Genomic DNA, 15,579 nt, shown 5'->3' with positions numbered 1-15,579 from the left:
ATGACCACCAATAAAACACCCGTCGGGGAAGTCCGCCCCAGTCAACTGCTCTGGACATACGGGCCGGGCGCGCTGATCGACCTGCCGAGCCTCTCGGTGGTGACGCTGGGCATCGACCAGTGGGAGAAGGATCGTTGCCAGCCCATCGCCGAGCCGCGCCTGCTCACCGCCGTGCGCAAGGTTCTCGGGGCGCAGGTGGAGAACCTGCGCATGCCACCGTTCCAGAAGAGCGAACTCGTCGATCCGTGGTCGGCGGAAGCGAACATCGGTGTGCCCGTGCGTCCGTTCCCGCGCTGGATGCGCTGCGTGAAGTGCGGCCTGCTGTCGCCCTTCGACGCGGGGCTGTTCGAGATCAAGGAAAACCGCTTCCGCCCGGAACGCACCCGCTTCGTCCACAAGGGATGCCGAGGCTCCAAGGGCGACCAGCCCGCGAAGGACGCCGACGCCGTTCCAGCGCGTTTTCTCTTGGCCTGCCGAGACGGTCACCTCGACGACTTCCCGTGGCATTACTTCGTCCACGGCGGCAACAGCTCGTGCAAGGGTACGCTGCGCTTCTTCGAGAGCGGGGCTTCGTTGCAAACCGAGAACCTGTGGGTGAAGTGCGATGCCTGTGGTGCGTCGCGCAGCATGGCCCACGCCTTCGGCAAGGCCGGGAAGGAAAACCTGCCGAGTTGCCGGGGCAGGCATCCGCACCTCGACCACTTCGACGAAGAGTGCGACGAGGAAGCGCGGGCCGTTTTGCTGGGTTCGACGAACAGTTGGTTCCCGATCACGCTGTCGGCGCTTGCCATCCCCCAGGCCAAAGACCCGCTCGGCCAACTGATTCAGGATGGCTGGGAATTCTTCGACGATTTGGATTCCGAGGCGGCCGTCGCCGTGGCGGTGAAAACGCTGAAGAAGACAGGAGCGCTGCCGGGCATTGACAAGTACCCGGCGTCGGACATCTGGGCGGCCATCGAGGCCCATCGCAACGATGGCGGTCAGGAGACGGTCGGCGAAGCCGACATCAAAGGGCCGGAGTGGGACGTGCTGACGGCGGCCAATCCGCCTGCCGACTACCCGCACTTCATGAGCAAGAAGGTGGGAACACCCACGGGCTTCGAGAACCGGATCACCAGAGTGCTGTTGCTGGAGCGGCTGCGCGAGGTCAATGCCTTGTTGGGCTTCACCCGTGTGGAAGCGCCCGAGGAATCGAGCGACCCGAACGAGCGCCCGCAGATGGCAAGCCTCGTGCGCCGCAAGCCGGATTGGGTGCCAGCGAATCAGGTGCACGGAGAAGGCATCTTCATCCAGTTCGACGAAGCGGCGCTGCGGATGTGGGAAGCGCAGGTTGGCGTCCAGCGCGTGGATGCGAAGCTCAGGGCTGGTCATGGTGGATGGCGCAATTCGCGCCATCTCGATCCGAACGAGGGCTACCCCGGCATCCGCTACGCCATGCTTCACACGCTCTCGCACCTGCTCATCCGCGAACTGGCGCTGGAATGCGGCTACAACGCGGCGAGCATCCGAGAACGCATCTACGCCGACGTGTCGAGCGCCAATCCGCAGGGGGGCATCCTCATCTACACGGCGGCCGCTGATTCCGATGGGACGCTGGGCGGCCTCGTCGATCTCGGCAAGCCCGAGAACCTCGGTCGGCTGCTCCGGCAGGCGCTGAACCGGTCGAAGATCTGTTCGTCCGATCCGCTGTGTTCGGAACACGATCCGGGCAAAGACCGTTCGTTGCACGCGGCAGCCTGTCATGCGTGCAGTCTGGTCGCCGAAACCTCGTGCGAACGGGGCAACCGATACCTCGACAGATCGTTGCTGGTGCAGACCCTCGACCGAGACGATGCCGCGTTCTTCGCGGGGCTGTGACATGGAAAGACTGCTCGAAGCCGTCACAGCCGTGGTCTGTCTCGTTTCGCCGGAGAAGGTTCAAGCACTGGCTGGCAGGATTCGGAAGATTGAAGACGTGAAGGCGAGCGTCTCCCTCTCGGAGGTCGTCGGGACGGCGACGGCAAGAGCCGTCGTCGATCGGCTCGTCGATGCGTGGCGGGCCACGTCGGTCGGTTCCGACGAATTGGCCTCGATGCTGCTCGCCGCAGGCCATGCATTCGAGAGCGTGTCGAGGCACCAGTCCACCGAACTCGTGTGGACGGGGCCGACGACGCCATTCGTCTCCGCACGTCGAACGGAGCAAGCTCTCCTGCAAGTCATCAATGCTGCCAAGCAAACTCTGTTCGTCACGAGCTTCGTGGCCTATGACGTCTCGACAATCGTGAAGGCATTGAACGAAGCAAGCACACGGGGTGTGGACATCTCCATGCTCCTCGAAGCGTCCCAAGATCATGGCGGCAGCATCTCGTTCGATGCGATCGGCAAGATGGAGTCCCTCGTGCCCAATGCTCATCTCTATACGTGGCGGGATCGAGGCGGAATGTTTTCTGAGGGACGAGTACATGCAAAGGTGGCTGTGGCCGATCGACACACTTGCTTCATCACCAGCGCAAACCTGACGGGATTTGCCATGGACAGGAACATGGAGGCAGGACTACTGCTTTCTGGAGGAAATATTCCGCAGATGCTGGAGGAGCATCTGCGTGCATTGGTCTCCATGAAGATCGTTTCCCCGGTATGAAAGACCCAGTACACCTCCTCCAGGATGCCATTGAGGACGAACGGTATGTCCTGCGGGGCTACGAGAAACCTTCGGAGGCATTGACCCTCGAGACTCTACGTGCCATTGATTACGTCTTCTGTCGAGAGCTGATTCCAGAGCTGGAGAAGTTGGAAGAATCAGAACGACGGATGGAGAGCATCCGCAGGTATTCAATCAATGCAGCCTTGAAGCGGGTCCTGCCATCCGAGCTGAAGGCAGATGCCCCTCGACTTTTCACCTCCAATGCCAGCACTGCGGAGCAGACGGATGAGTTTCTGTGGCGGATGGGCTGCCTGACGATGGCAGAGAGACAACTGACTCTATTGCGCTCGGGGGCGCTGAAAGGTGAGATCGACAAGCGCAAGTTGAAGGGAATGACGCTGCTTGTCCTGTCGATACAAGACAACACAGCCTACCGGGAACAGGTTGGGTTTCAAGGGTTGAACTGGCTCAGTGACATGACGGTGGCGGAGGATCGCTCCAAGGAGGCCGCCTTGGAGCTTCGCCACATGGGAATACTCCCCCGCTTGACCGACTACCTTCGTAGTAACCCGTCGCCTGAGGACCTACCTTTTGACGGCGTCGATGACTACTTCAAGGAATGGGCAGTCCTGTATCTGAGAAGGATGTCTTTCAGGGATATGCTGGCAGACGATGACCGCTTTGGAGGTCGCGCCTATTCGGCGTATGTGGCTGTTCTCGAAGCGCTCTCAGCCATGTCGCAGCAGAGGCTTTGCTATGCCGGACTGTTGAATGCTGATGATCCACGCATTGGAATCAGGAATCTCTTGACTGGCGGAGCACTTCATGAAGAGCTGATCGAAGGGGTAGCCAGTTTTCTCGATGCATCCCGGCAGGAAGTGTCGGAGCTTTTAGATCATCTGACGTTGAGCCCTGCAAACGCCAAGGATCATCTGGGGCGTGGAACACAAACACTCGCTCCAGCAGTCAGGACGAGCCAGCAATTGGTGGCGCTCCCGACGTACGGTCTCGAGCTCAATCCATTCCTATTTCTCTGGACAGAGCTGCGCAGGCGGTATGAGAAGGATTGGTTTGATGCTGCCAATCGACGAGAAAGCAGATGGGTTGCCGAACTGCATGCACAATTCCCTGCGCCCCACTGGCACTGCCTCGATGGTGTCAATCTGAAGCGGGATGGTAAGACGGTCACCGACATCGATTTCGTCGCGCACGATGCCCGCTGCAGCAGCGTCATTCTCTTCCAGCTCAAGTGGCAGCAGCCATTCGTGGGTGACGACAAAGTGCGTCGGAACAATGCGAGTAGCCTGGTCGATGACAGCAACAAGTGGATCGCTGACGTCCTGGGCTGGATCAAAGCAGTTGGAGTCAACGGCTTGAAGGAGCGTCTCGCGATCAAAACCGATACCGCTCTCTCCATTCACCTAGTCGTGCTGGGGCGTTACCACGCCCACTTCACATCCGCAAACGGCCATGATCCTCGGGCTGTCTGGTGTGACTGGGGCAACTTCCTACGGCACCGAGTCCAGCACCCCTGCGATTCGGCCGATGAGTTCGTGGCAACTCTTCGAACGTCGGTAGAGCGGGTGACAGCCGCAGTGGAGCCGGAGTCGTTTTTCATTCCTCTCAGCGGCACCGTGATCCTAGTCAATCCCACACGCGCACATTCCATGAGTTCATAGGCGCTTTCATCAAACATGCGCCAGCACAAAGCCAAAAGCAGTTGCAGCCAGTCAGGGGCGAAGGTGCCTGTGACGACCCGGAACTGCGAATGGCAGAAGATGAGCATGCTCCGCTGGGTTCTATGCAAGGTTTTGCAGAGGGGCCTCACTGATAGACTTCTGTGGATTGTGCGCACGCTGGAGAGCCGTTGCAGTGGCATGCCGTCTCACCACAGCCCAGGCATCCTGTGGGGTAAATCGTGGGGGAAGTGCAGGTCTACAACCCCAATAGACCATGAAAATCAACGACTTGGAGCGTATCTCACGCTTCAGGTGCAGAATCTGGAGTGAGGGGTCGAGTGATTCACTCCATCCAAAAGGTTGTGTGAGATGGTGTTAGTTGAACAGTGACGAACTTGCTATGCAGGTCAAGGCTATGCGTCGCAGCAGGACTGCTCACCGAAGAACTCGTCCGCAAGGTTGAAGGGGTCTGACATGATCCCCACGGTCACAATAGGAATGCGGCCCAAGCATCGCGGATCATCGCTGAGACGGTGGAGGCTGAGCTAATCAAGCCCGCCAACCGGACAACAAGTCTCGCAAGCTGATGCAGTACCAGCCGTTCTGGGCGTAAAGCAGGTGGTGTTTATGGTTGTTTGACTCAAAGACTGTATGCCTTTTCTTAGGCGGCCTGGGTTGAGAGTAATTGGTTGTTTTACATCAAGTTTTTATATTTGATGGCTATTTGACTGTTCACCCATGACTTGGTCTCACAACCGGAATGTCACCCATGGGCTGGAGCTACGTGGAAGAAGGCAGCATCGACGATTCGGCTGTCAGTCGAGTGCCGTGCCGTTGGTAAGGTTGAGCAGTCATCCGCGGCAAGATGGCGGTTCATGACGCTTGTGAGCAGGAGACGAGGCGGAGCAACTAAATTCATGCAGATGTTCTGGAGTTAGATCATCTCCAGCGGACTGGGCCCCGCCGGCGGTGGAAAGATCCGATCCAGCGCCGCCCGAAGCTCGGCGTCGATGAGGACATCCTGCGCGCCGAAGTTCTCCTCTACCCGACGACGGCCCGTCGCCTTGGGGATGGCGATGACGCCTTCCTGATGGAGCAGCCAGGCCAGCGCCAGTTGGGCGGCGGTGACGCCCCGCGATGCGGCAAGCGATGCGAATTCCCGATTGCGCAGCAGCCGTGCCTGCTCCAACGGCGAGTAGGCCATCACCGGCATGTCGTGGGCCTGGCACCAGGGCAGCAGATCCCATTCGATGCCGCGGCGGGACAGGTTGTAGAGCACCTGATCGACGGCGCAGCGTTCACCTTCCGGCTCGGCGAACAGGGCTTTCATGTCCCGGACGTCCAGGTTGCTGACGCCCCAGTGGCGGATCTTGCCGGCTGCCCGCAGGCGTTCGAAGGCTTCCACGGTTTCATCGAGCGGGATCGAGCCGCTCCAGTGCAGCAGGTACAGATCCAGGCAATCCACGCCGAGCCGTTCCAGGCTGCGCTCGCAGGCGATGGGCATCGAGCGCCGGCCGGCGTTGTGCGGATAGACCTTGCTGACGAGAAAGACCTGGCCACGGCGGCCGCGAATGGCTTCGCCGATCAGGGTCTCGGAGGCGCCTTCGCCGTACATCTCGGCGGTGTCGATCAGCGTCATGCCGAGCTCGATGCCGTGCTGCAGCGCGGCGATCTCGTCGGCTCTGCGCGCCGGGTCTTCGCCCATCATCCAGGTTCCCATGCCCAGCGCAGGGACGTGCTCTCCGGAGGGTAGTGCAATGGTCTTCATGTTTTTCATCCCATGATTGTCGGCTTGCCGTCGCATCGTAGATCAGCCGAGCCCGCAGAGGGCGGCCGACAGGCGGTGCGGGCGCTGCCCACGACCCTTCGTTCCGCCCGCGTTACAATCCCAGCCTTCAACCGCCCACCGGGCGGTGTTTTTTGCGAATTTGCGAGCCTCCCCATGTCCGGAACCCTTTTCATCGTCACCGCGCCGTCCGGCGCCGGCAAGACCACGCTGGTGCATGGTCTGCTGCAGCGCGATGCGCGCGTGCAGCTTTCGATCTCGTACACCACGCGCGCGCCGCGCGCCGGCGAGCAGGACGGGCGGGAGTACCACTTCGTCGATGTGCCGGCTTTCCGCGCCTTGCGCGACCGCGGCGAGTTCCTCGAGTGGGCCGAGGTGCATGGCAACTACTACGCCACCTCCAAGGTCTGGCTGCGCGAGCAGATCGCCGCCGGGCGCGACACCTTGCTGGAGATCGACTGGCAGGGCGCGCAGCAGGTGCGCAAGGTTTTCCCGGAGGCGGTGGGGGTGTTCATCCTGCCGCCGTCGATGGAGGAGCTCGAAGCCCGCCTGCGCGGCCGCGGCACCGACAGCGACGAGGTCATCAGCCGGCGGCTGCTGGGCGCACGCGGGGAAATGCGCCATGTGGCGGAATTCGACTACGTTATAATCAACGACGAAATCGATGAAGCGCTGGATGATCTGGTTGCCGTCGTGCGTGCCTCGCGGCTGCGCCATTCCAACCAGCACAAGCGCCATCCCGAATATTTCGACTTTTTGGAACAGGATTGAACATGGCCCGCATCACCGTCGAAGACTGCCTGAAGAAGATTCCGAACCGCTTCCAGCTCACGCTGGCGGCTACCTACCGGGCGCGCCAGCTGACCATCGGCAGCACGCCGCAGATCGAGCTCGACCCGTCCGACAAGGACAAGCCCACCGTGATTGCGCTGCGCGAAGTCGCCGCCGGCAAGGTCGGGCTGGAGATGCTGAACCGCGGCCAGGCCTGAGCCGGGTCGTGAGGGGCTAGACATGGACGAGAGCGAGCGGGAAGCCCCTCAAGAGCCGTATCGCCCGCCGCCGTCGAGCGTGCTGTCGCTCGACTTCCAGCAACTCAAGACCAAGCTGCTGGGCTATCTGCGGCCCGAGGACGTGGGCCTCGTCGAGGCGGCCTATCATTTCGCCGCCGATGCCCATGCCGGGCAGTTCCGCGTCAGCGGCGAGCCCTACGTCAGCCATCCGGTCGCAGTGGCCTCGCTGGTGGCCGACTGGCACCTCGATTCGCAGGCGTTGATCGCCGCGCTCCTCCACGACGTGATGGAGGACACCCACATCCCGAAGGCGGAAATTGCCGAGCGCTTCGGCAAGGTGTCGGCCGAGCTGGTCGATGGCCTGTCCAAGCTCGACAAGATCGAGTTCCGCTCGCACGAGGAAGCGCAGGCCGAGAACTTCCGCAAGATGCTGCTGGCGATGGCGAGCGACCTGCGCGTCATCCTCATCAAGCTCGCCGACCGCCTGCACAACATGCGCACGCTGGGCCACATGCGCCCGGCCAAGCGCCGCCGCATCGCCAACGAGACGCTGGAGATCTACGCGCCGATCGCCAACCGCCTCGGCCTCAACGACCTCTACCGCGAGCTGCAGGAGCTGTCCTTCAGCAACAAGTACCCGATGCGCTACCGGGTGCTGGCCAAGGCGATCCGCGCGGCGCGCGGCAACCGCCGTGAAGTGGTCGGCAAGGTCAGCACGGCGATCGAGGAGCGGCTGCCGCAATGGGGCATCACCGCCGAAGTCAGCGGCCGCGAGAAACACCTCTACGGCATCTACCGCAAGATGGTCGAGAAGCACCTGTCCTTCTCGCAGGTGCTGGACATCTACGGCTTCCGCGTCATCGTCGGCCAGGTGTCGAGCTGTTACCTCGCGCTGGGTGCGCTGCATTCCATGTACAAGCCGGTGCCGGGCAAGTTCAAGGACTACATCGCGATCCCCAAGGCCAACGGCTACCAGAGCCTGCACACGACGCTGATCGGCCCCTTCGGCACGCCGGTCGAAGTGCAGATCCGCACGCGCGAGATGCACCACATCGCCGAGGCCGGCGTGGCTTCGCACTGGCTGTACAAGGAAGACGAGAAGACGCTGACCGAGCTGCAGCAGAAGACGCATTCCTGGCTGCAGTCCCTGCTCGAGTTGCAGTCGGCCTCGGGCGAGGCCACCGAGTTCCTCGAGCACGTCAAGATCGACCTGTTCCCGGGCGAGGTCTATGTGTTCTCGCCCAAGGGCACGATCTTCTCGATGCCCAAGGGCTCGACGCCGGTCGATTTCGCCTATGCGGTGCATACCGACATCGGCAACCGCTGCGTGGCCTGCCGCATCAATGGCGACCTGATGCCGCTGCGCAGCGAACTGACCAATGGCGACCAGGTCGAGATCATCACCGCGGCCCACGCCAACCCCAACCCGGCCTGGCTGTCGTATGCACGCACCGGCAAGGCGCGGGCGCAGATCCGCCATTTCATGAAGAACGCCCAGCAGGATGAGTCCGTCGCTCTGGGCGAGCGCCTGCTCAACCAGGCGCTGCGGCCGCATGGCCTGACCCTGGGGCAGATCTCCAGCTTTGCCTGGGACCGCTTCCTGCGCGATCGCGGCGTGCGGCACAAGAAGGAAATCTTCTCCGACCTCGGCCTGGGCAAGCGCCTGCCGGCGATCATCGCGCGCCGCCTGGCGCAGGCGCAGGACATGGAATCCGGCCGGCCCGACGTCATCAAGCCGAAGCCGGCAGGCGCGATCACGATCCGCGGTTCCGAAGGCATTGCGGTGCAACTGGCGCGCTGCTGTCACCCGATTCCGGGTGACCCGATCATCGGCACGCTGCGCAAGGGCCAGGGGCTCGAAGTCCATACCCACGACTGCCCCAGCGTGGCCAAGCTGCGCGGCGACCGCGGCCGCTGGGTGGATGTCGAGTGGGAGGCGGGCGACGACCGCCTGTTCGACGTCGGCATCCGCGTGCTGACGCGCAACGCGCGCGGCGTGCTGGCGCGGGTGGCCAGCGCCATCGCCGAGGAAGACTGCAACATCCAGAGCGTGCACATGGATAACGAGCAGGGTGCCTACACCGCGCTCAATTTCACCTTGCAGGTGCGCGACCGCATGCATCTGGCGCGCGTCATGCGTTCGGTGCGCCGGGTGCAGGAGGTGGTGCGCATCGGCCGTGCCAAGGGTGACGGCCGGGCGGTCTGAGCGTTGCCTGTCGCGGCGTCGCCACAGCGGCGAGTTTTGCCGCCGGCTGCTAGAATGACGCCCACTTTCAAAAAGGGGTCCGACGATGGCGATGTACGAATCCGATCACACCAAGTTCATGCGCGAATGGATGGCCAAGCATCCGGAAGAGCTGACCGAGCAGAAGAAGGGCCGCGCCCTGTGGTGGGACAAGCCGCAATCGGTCGAGGAGCAGCAGCGCCTGCAGGAAGTGCGCGTGCCGGTGAAGCCCTACTACTACGACGCCAATCACTGAGCCGTCTGCCCTTGCGGCCGGGCTGCGGGGGCAGGACGCCGAACGCATGAGCCTGCCGCGCCGGCTTGCCTTCATCGACGTCGAAAGCACCGGCGCCCATCCGGTACGCGACCGCATCACCGAGATCGCCATCCTCCGCGTCGAGGATGGCATGCTCGTCAACCGCTGGGAAAGCCTGGTCAACCCGCAGACGCCCATCCCGCCGCTGATCCGGCAGATCACCGGCATCAGCGACGAAATGGTCGCCGGTGCGCCGTCCTTCGGCGAACTCGCCGACCAGGTGCAGGCCTTGCTGGCCGGCCATGTGTTCGTCGCCCACAACGCCCGCTTCGACTTCGGCTTCATCAAGAATGCCTTCGCCCGCCTCGGGCGCGACTTCGACGCGCCGGTGCTGTGCACCGTCAAACTGTCGCGCGCGCTGTTTCCCGAACATCACCGCCATGGCCTGGATGCGCTGATCGAGCGCCACGGCCTGCATTGCGGCGCCCGCCATCGGGCGATGGGCGACACCGAGGCGCTGTGGCAGTTCGTGCAGCTGGCGCAGGCGCGCTTCGAGCCCGAAGTGCTGCAGCGCGCGGTCGAGCGCGCGATGAAGGCGCCGGCCTCGCCGCCTGGCCTGGTGGAAGGCGTGCTGGAGGCCTTGCCCGACGAGCCCGGTCTTTATTTCCTCCATGCCGAGCCGGAAGCTCCGCCGCCCGGACGCAGCGACCGCCCACTGTTCGTTGGCCGCGCCGCCAGCCTGCGGGCGAGAGTCAGGGAGCATTTCGCCGGCAGTACGCGCAAGGGCAAGGATGCCGAACTGCGCGAACGGACCCGCCGCGTCGAATGGATTGCCACGGCCGGAGAACTGAGTGCGCTGCTGCTCGAAGCGGAACTCGTCAGGCGCCTGCGGCCGCCGTCGAATCGCCTGCCCGAGGAAGGTGACGAGGCTTTCGCGCTGCGGCTGATCGAAAACCGCCGGCGAGCGCCGATCTACGAACGCGTGCCGGTCGTCGGCACCGACCCCGCAAGCTGGACAGGCCTGCACGGCCTGTTCCGCAACAAACGCGAAGCGGAAAACCGGCTGCGCGAGCTGGCGATGCTCTACCGCCTGTGTCCGCGCCGCCTCGGCCTGGAGCCGGGCCCGGCCGGACCATGCTCGGCCTTTCAGGCACGGCGTTGTGCCGGCGTCTGCGCTCGCCGGGAAACAGCTGCAGAGCATGATGCGAGGCTGGCTGGCGGCCTGGCGTCGCTCGGCGTCAAGCCGTGGCCGTGGCCGGGTGCGGTGGTGGTCAGCGAACGCAATGCCCATTCAGGGCGCGAAGCCTGGCATGTGTTCGACCAGTGGTGCCATCTCGGCAGCGTGGCGCGGCGCGAGGAATTGCCGACGATTGGGCGTGAGCGCCGCTTCGACATCGACACCTGGCGCCTGCTCGGGCGCTGGTTCGCGGTGCCCGCCCATGCGGCAGCGGCCGAACCGCTGCCTTAGTGCGATGCTGCGCGCCTGAGCTGGCTGACCTTGTCCAGCACCAGGCCGCGCCGCCCCTGCGGACGCACCAGGCCGTCGCGGACGAAGCGCGACAGCACGCGGGAGAAGGTCTCGGGGGTGAGGTTGAGCTGCGCGGCGATGGTCTGCTTGTCGGCGGCGAGATGGATTTCGGCGTGTTCCACGCCCTGCGGCGCCAGCTGGGTCAGATATTGCGCCACGCGCTGGGTGCTGCTGAGCTGGATGCAGAGCTGCATGTGCATCATCATCTCGTAGCTGGCGGCGGCGAGGCGGGTGGTCATGGCTTCGGCGAACGCGGGTTCGGCAGCCATCGCTTCACGCACCAGTGCCACCGGAATCTGCAGCAGCCGGGTATTGCGTCCGGCCTGGGCCATCGCCATGGCGGGGCGCCCCAGCAAGGCGGCTTCCTCGGCGAAAATGTCGCCGGCGCCGACGATGCGGATGAGCTTCTCGCTGCCCGACGGCGCGAGCAGCAGGCATTTCACTTCGCCGTCGAGGACGACGTGCATACAGGAGGGGACATCCTGTGCCTGGAGAACGATTTCGCCTCGTTCCGCGCGCACCAGGCGCGAGGCGGAGACCAGCCGGTGCAGGCGCTCCTCGCCGAGCAGATCGAAGGGGGCGATCTCGTTCAGGCTGGGGATGCTGGTGGGGATTTTTGCTCGTGTCATCGTCGGCTCCTGCTCGCTGCAGCCAAGTCTAGTCAGGGGGGCAGATGCCTCCAAGGCAGGGCGGCGGCGGTACAGGCGTACGGCATACCTCCAAAGAGGTATCGGTATGGCATGCAAGTGTCTGTAAACATTGGATGAGATATTCGTGTCCGGCCGAGGGTCGGCGCTTGCGGGTATAAAGGGGTAGGCCGGAAATCCGCATCCGGGGCAGCACCCCGAATGAATGGCGTGGCGGGAGCCGGCCTGGACCGCACGGAAAACACAAGGGGCGTCAGCGGACGGGCGCTGGAGGGACTGCATGAAGTTCGCGATGCCGCGCCTGCTCGTCAGGCATTCGATCCTGCTGCTGGTGGCGCTGGCCATGCTCGCGCTCGCGCTGATCAGCCTGGCCGGCATGAGTGCGTCGGTGATGGTGGCCAAGAGCGTGCAGGGCAGTGCCAGCGCGATCAACCAGGCTGGCGCGCTGCGCCGCTTGACCCACCGCGCGGCGAGCCTGGTGGTGGCCGGTGCGCCGAGCGGCACGCTGGCGCTGCCGCGGGTGGAGGCCGCCATTGCCGACTTCGAGCAGGTGTTTGAACACCCCGAACTGCAGCGCATCGTGCAGCGCGAGCCCGGCGGGCTGTTCGCCGCCACCTATCGCGGTGTCGAATCAGCCTGGCGGCTCAGCGTCCGGTCCAACCTGAGGGGCGTGGCGCAGCTGGGGCCGGCGGCATCGGCCGGGCAGATCGAGGCCTTGCTCGGCAGCGTCAACAGCTTCGTCAACCAGCTCAATACCCTGGTGTTCGTGCTGGAGCAGGACACGGAGGCCCGCATCGGCGACCTCAGCGAGATCCTTGCCGGCGCCATCATCGCGACGCTGGTGGTCATCGTCGCGGCGCTGATCGTGCTGCGCACTTCGCTGCTGAAGCCGCTGGGCGGCCTGCTGGCGGCGACGCGGGCGGTCGCGCGCGGCGACTATTCGGCGCGTGTGGAGCACGTCGGCCACGACGAACTCGGCCGCGTGGGCGCGACCTTCAACCTGATGGCGGGCGAGATCTCCCGCCAGTACCAGACCCTGGAACAGCGCGTGGCCGAGAAGACGCTGGAGCTGCAGCGCAGCAACCGCGCGCTGGAGCTGCTCTACCATGCCATCGCCCGTCTCTACCAGGCGCCGACCGAGCCGGCGGTCTATGAGGCCACGCTGCGCGACATCGACCATGTCGCCGGCCTGGATGGCAGTTTCGCCTGTATCGAGCCCCGCCAGGGCGGGGCGGCGACGGTGATCGCCTCGACCATCGGCCCCTGTGTCGATCGCAGCGCGCGCGGAGACGAGGCCTGCAACGCCTGCCGTGCGCAATCGGCCGCCGGCGAGACGGTCGAAGGCGAGCGCAAGCTGTTGCGCTTCCCGCTGCGCGACCGCGAGCACCATTACGGCATGCTGCGGCTGGCGCTGCCGGCCGACCACGGACTGGAGGATTGGCAGCGCCAACTGGTCGAGGCGCTGTCGCGCCACATCGGCATGGCGCTGGGCGCGGCCCGCCGTGGCGAGCAGGAGCGCCTGCTGGCGCTGCAGGAAGAGCGCTCGGTGATTGCGCGCGAGCTGCACGATTCGCTTGCGCAGGCGCTGTCGTACATGAAGATCCAGATGAGCCTGCTGCAGCGTGCGCTGGCCGATCCGGCACGGCTGGCCGAGGCGGACACGATCCTGGCCGACCTGCGCAGCGGGGTGAACGACGCCTACCGCCAGCTGCGCGAGCTGCTGGTGTCCTTCCGCCTGGAATTGTCCGCCGACCTGCGCAGCCTGTTGCGGGCGGCGGTGGATGAGTACCGCGAGCGCGCGGGCATCGACATCGCGCTCGACATCCGCCTGGCCGGCTGCAGCCTGACCCCGAACCAGGAAGTCCACGTGCTGCAGATCGTGCGCGAAGCGCTGTCGAACATGCTGCGCCACGCACTGGCGCGCCATGCGCGGGTGGGCCTGGAATGCGACGAAGCGGGCCATGTCACGGTCTCGATCGAGGACGACGGCGTCGGCATCGACGACGGGCCGATCGACGGCCGCGATCACCACGGCCTGTCGATCATGCGCGAACGCGCGCGCAGCCTCGGCGGCACGATCGAGATCGGCCGCCGCAGCGAAGGCGGCACCCGCGTCGGTGTCCGCTTCCAGGCCGTCGCCGTCGCGCCGGCTTCCGCACAATCCTCCCTGTCTGCCATTCAGCCCGCCTTCGCGGGCACCGCACTGTTCCAGCAAGGAAACCGCCGATGAGCGAACTGCCTGCCGAATCCGTCCTGATCGTCGATGACCATCCCCTGTTCCGCAAGGGCCTCGCCCAGCTGCTGCAGACGGTACCGGGTTTCCGCCTGGTGGGCGAAGCCGCCGGCGGTGAGGAGGGCATCGAGATGGCACGCGAGCGGCAGCCGGATCTGGTGCTGCTCGACCTCAACATGCGCGATCTGAACGGCCTGGAAGTGCTGCGCCAGCTGCGCCAGCTGAAGCCCGAGCCGCGGGTGGTCATGATCACCGTGTCCGACCAGGGCGAGGACGTGGTGGCGGCGCTGCGCGGCGGTGCCGATGGCTATCTGCTGAAGGACATGGAGCCGGAGGAGATGCTGGAGGCGCTGACCGCCGTCGCCGCCGGCCGCGTCGTCATTCCGCCGCAACTCAACCACCTGCTGGCTGCGGCGCTGCGCAGCGAGGCCCGGCCGCAGACGGCCGACGCCGCCGGGCTGACCGAGCAGGAGACGCGCATCCTCGAAAAAATCGCCGCCGGCCTGTCGAACAAGATGATCGGGCGCGAGCTCGACATCGCCGAAGGCACGGTCAAGGTCCACGTCAAGCACATCCTGCGCAAGCTCGACCTGCGCTCCCGGGTCGAAGCCGCAGTGTGGGCGGTGGAGCGCCTGCGCGCCTGACCGTCCGGGCTTCGCGCAGGCTGCCGCATGGTCGGCCCCCGCCGTCAAATCCTCTTTATTGCCGTATTCACGCGGTTCTTGATGGCGGTCAATGACCGCACTCCGGCTATGGGTTTGAATCGGCGGCGTACATATGGCACGCCGTACATAGGCTGCCCGGAGGATTCGTGCAAACGGCTTCACTTTCCCGTCGGGGTTTTCTGCGTGGCGGCAGGCGCGCGGTGGCTCCGGCCGTCCGTCCTCCGTGGGCGCGGGTGGAGGCGGCCTTCCTCGTTGCCTGTACCCGTTGCGATGCCTGTATCGAAGCCTGCCCGACCGGCATCCTGCTGAGGGCGGACGGCGGTTTTCCTGGCGTCGACTTTTCTGCCGGCGAATGCACTTTCTGCGGCGAATGCGTGGCGCGCTGCGAGCCGCAGGCCCTGGTGCGCAGTGCGGAAGGCATGGCGCCCTGGGAACTGAAGGCGGGCATCGGCCAAGCCTGCCTCGCCGAATCGGGCGTCGAATGCCGTGTCTGCGGCGAGAACTGTCCGGAGGGGGCCATCCGCTTCCGCCCTCGCCTCGGCGGCGTGGCCTTGCCGCAGCTGGATGCCGATTCCTGTACCGGCTGCGGTGCGTGCTTTGCGCCCTGTCCGACGCGGGCGATCTCGGTGGCGGCGAGTGACGCGATGAACGAATTTCCGACAGAGAGCGAACGATGAAGATTGCAAGTCTGGTGCTGCGGGCGCTGCCCGCGGATTTCCCGGAAATCAAGGCGGCGCTGGCTCGCATCCCGGGGGTCGAGATCCACGGCTCTTCCGAGGAGGTCGGCCGCATCGTGGTCACGGTCGAGGATGGCGAGGGCTGGTCGGTCACCGACTCGATCCTCGCGGTGAACCTCGCGCCCAAGGTGCAGGCGGTGACGCTGGCTTACGAATATACCGATGACGGTCTGGAATTGACGGAGGAATGA

General features: G+C 64.7%; 14 protein-coding genes. 12 read left to right on the top strand and 2 right to left on the bottom strand.

Going from position 1 to position 15,579, the window contains the following annotated elements; all coding sequences use genetic code 11:
• From drmB to QM748_RS14930, 3 genes are read left to right on the top strand one after another with little or no spacing between them, the layout of a single operon-like run.
• Complete coding sequence (gene drmB, locus QM748_RS14940) at positions 1-1,857, top strand: DrmB family protein (RefSeq protein ID WP_415247700.1); 1,857 nt, start codon at positions 1-3, stop codon at positions 1,855-1,857.
• 1 nt (position 1,858) lies between these two features.
• Positions 1,859-2,620 carry a DISARM system phospholipase D-like protein DrmC gene (drmC, locus tag QM748_RS14935; RefSeq protein WP_415247699.1) on the top strand — a complete coding sequence of 254 codons (762 nt, stop codon included), beginning with the start codon at positions 1,859-1,861 and terminating at the stop codon, positions 2,618-2,620.
• A complete protein-coding gene (locus QM748_RS14930; protein ID WP_415247698.1) occupies positions 2,617-4,302 on the top strand; it encodes a hypothetical protein in 1,686 nt (561 codons plus the stop codon). Before drmC ends, QM748_RS14930 begins: the two co-directional genes overlap by 4 nt.
• Before the next feature lie 934 nt (positions 4,303-5,236).
• On the opposite strand, the gene QM748_RS14925 is transcribed toward QM748_RS14930, so the two are convergent.
• Positions 5,237-6,070 carry an aldo/keto reductase gene (locus tag QM748_RS14925; protein WP_415247697.1) on the bottom strand — a complete coding sequence of 278 codons (834 nt, stop codon included), beginning with the start codon at positions 6,068-6,070 and terminating at the stop codon, positions 5,237-5,239.
• A 174-nt stretch (positions 6,071-6,244) separates the two neighbouring features.
• On the opposite strand from QM748_RS14925, the gene gmk reads away from it, so the two are divergent.
• From gmk to QM748_RS14900, 5 genes are all read left to right on the top strand, one after another.
• Entirely contained in the window at positions 6,245-6,859 is a 615-nt protein-coding gene (gmk, locus tag QM748_RS14920; protein WP_415247696.1) for a guanylate kinase, read from the top strand.
• A 2-nt stretch (positions 6,860-6,861) separates the two neighbouring features.
• Positions 6,862-7,077, top strand: a complete 216-nt coding sequence (rpoZ, locus tag QM748_RS14915) for a DNA-directed RNA polymerase subunit omega (RefSeq protein ID WP_263461091.1) — start codon at positions 6,862-6,864, stop codon at positions 7,075-7,077.
• Positions 7,078-7,099: 22 nt separating this feature from the next.
• Positions 7,100-9,304: a RelA/SpoT family protein gene (locus QM748_RS14910; protein WP_415247695.1), complete on the top strand. Its 2,205-nt coding sequence runs from the start codon at positions 7,100-7,102 to the stop codon at positions 9,302-9,304.
• A gap of 85 nt (positions 9,305-9,389) precedes the next feature.
• Positions 9,390-9,578, top strand: a complete 189-nt coding sequence (locus QM748_RS14905; RefSeq protein WP_415247694.1) for a DUF3460 family protein — start codon at positions 9,390-9,392, stop codon at positions 9,576-9,578.
• Positions 9,579-9,624: 46 nt separating this feature from the next.
• On the top strand, positions 9,625-11,046 hold the full coding sequence (locus QM748_RS14900; RefSeq protein ID WP_415247693.1) for an exonuclease domain-containing protein: 1,422 nt from the start codon (positions 9,625-9,627) through the stop codon (positions 11,044-11,046).
• Here QM748_RS14900 and QM748_RS14895 read toward each other — a convergent pair.
• Positions 11,043-11,735, bottom strand: coding sequence for a Crp/Fnr family transcriptional regulator (locus tag QM748_RS14895; RefSeq protein ID WP_415247692.1), 693 nt, complete (start codon positions 11,733-11,735; stop codon positions 11,043-11,045). The genes QM748_RS14900 and QM748_RS14895 overlap by 4 nt on opposite strands.
• Positions 11,736-12,033: 298 nt before the next feature.
• Here QM748_RS14895 and QM748_RS14890 point away from each other — a divergent pair, with 298 nt between their 5' ends.
• From QM748_RS14890 to QM748_RS14875, 4 genes are all read left to right on the top strand, one after another.
• Positions 12,034-13,983, top strand: coding sequence for a histidine kinase (locus QM748_RS14890; protein WP_415247691.1), 1,950 nt, complete (start codon positions 12,034-12,036; stop codon positions 13,981-13,983).
• Positions 13,980-14,630 (top strand): two-component system response regulator NarL, encoded by a 651-nt coding sequence (narL, locus tag QM748_RS14885; protein WP_415247690.1) that lies wholly within the window; start codon positions 13,980-13,982, stop codon positions 14,628-14,630. Before QM748_RS14890 ends, narL begins: the two co-directional genes overlap by 4 nt.
• 167 nt (positions 14,631-14,797) lie before the next feature.
• Positions 14,798-15,328, top strand: coding sequence for a ferredoxin-type protein NapF (gene napF, locus QM748_RS14880; RefSeq protein ID WP_415247689.1), 531 nt, complete (start codon positions 14,798-14,800; stop codon positions 15,326-15,328).
• Positions 15,325-15,579 (top strand): chaperone NapD, encoded by a 255-nt coding sequence (locus tag QM748_RS14875; RefSeq protein ID WP_068638605.1) that lies wholly within the window; start codon positions 15,325-15,327, stop codon positions 15,577-15,579. Before napF ends, QM748_RS14875 begins: the two co-directional genes overlap by 4 nt.

Source organism: Thauera sp., from assembly GCF_047601425.1.
Classification (GTDB): domain Bacteria; phylum Pseudomonadota; class Gammaproteobacteria; order Burkholderiales; family Rhodocyclaceae; genus Thauera.
This window is presented reverse-complemented; position numbering and strand designations above follow the sequence as displayed.

Excerpts from the sequence above, each read along its gene's own strand:
- drmB (WP_415247700.1), top strand. The coding sequence starts at position 1 with ATGACCACCAATAAAACACCCGTCGGGGAAGTCCGCCCCAGTCAACTG.
- drmC (WP_415247699.1), top strand. The coding sequence starts at position 1,859 with ATGGAAAGACTGCTCGAAGCCGTCACAGCCGTGGTCTGTCTCGTTTCG.
- QM748_RS14930 (WP_415247698.1), top strand. The coding sequence starts at position 2,617 with ATGAAAGACCCAGTACACCTCCTCCAGGATGCCATTGAGGACGAACGG.
- QM748_RS14925 (WP_415247697.1), bottom strand. The coding sequence starts at position 6,070 with ATGAAGACCATTGCACTACCCTCCGGAGAGCACGTCCCTGCGCTGGGC.
- gmk (WP_415247696.1), top strand. The coding sequence starts at position 6,245 with ATGTCCGGAACCCTTTTCATCGTCACCGCGCCGTCCGGCGCCGGCAAG.
- rpoZ (WP_263461091.1), top strand. The coding sequence starts at position 6,862 with ATGGCCCGCATCACCGTCGAAGACTGCCTGAAGAAGATTCCGAACCGC.
- QM748_RS14910 (WP_415247695.1), top strand. The coding sequence starts at position 7,100 with ATGGACGAGAGCGAGCGGGAAGCCCCTCAAGAGCCGTATCGCCCGCCG.
- QM748_RS14905 (WP_415247694.1), top strand. The coding sequence starts at position 9,390 with ATGGCGATGTACGAATCCGATCACACCAAGTTCATGCGCGAATGGATG.
- QM748_RS14900 (WP_415247693.1), top strand. The coding sequence starts at position 9,625 with ATGAGCCTGCCGCGCCGGCTTGCCTTCATCGACGTCGAAAGCACCGGC.
- QM748_RS14895 (WP_415247692.1), bottom strand. The coding sequence starts at position 11,735 with ATGACACGAGCAAAAATCCCCACCAGCATCCCCAGCCTGAACGAGATC.
- QM748_RS14890 (WP_415247691.1), top strand. The coding sequence starts at position 12,034 with ATGAAGTTCGCGATGCCGCGCCTGCTCGTCAGGCATTCGATCCTGCTG.
- narL (WP_415247690.1), top strand. The coding sequence starts at position 13,980 with ATGAGCGAACTGCCTGCCGAATCCGTCCTGATCGTCGATGACCATCCC.
- QM748_RS14875 (WP_068638605.1), top strand. The coding sequence starts at position 15,325 with ATGAAGATTGCAAGTCTGGTGCTGCGGGCGCTGCCCGCGGATTTCCCG.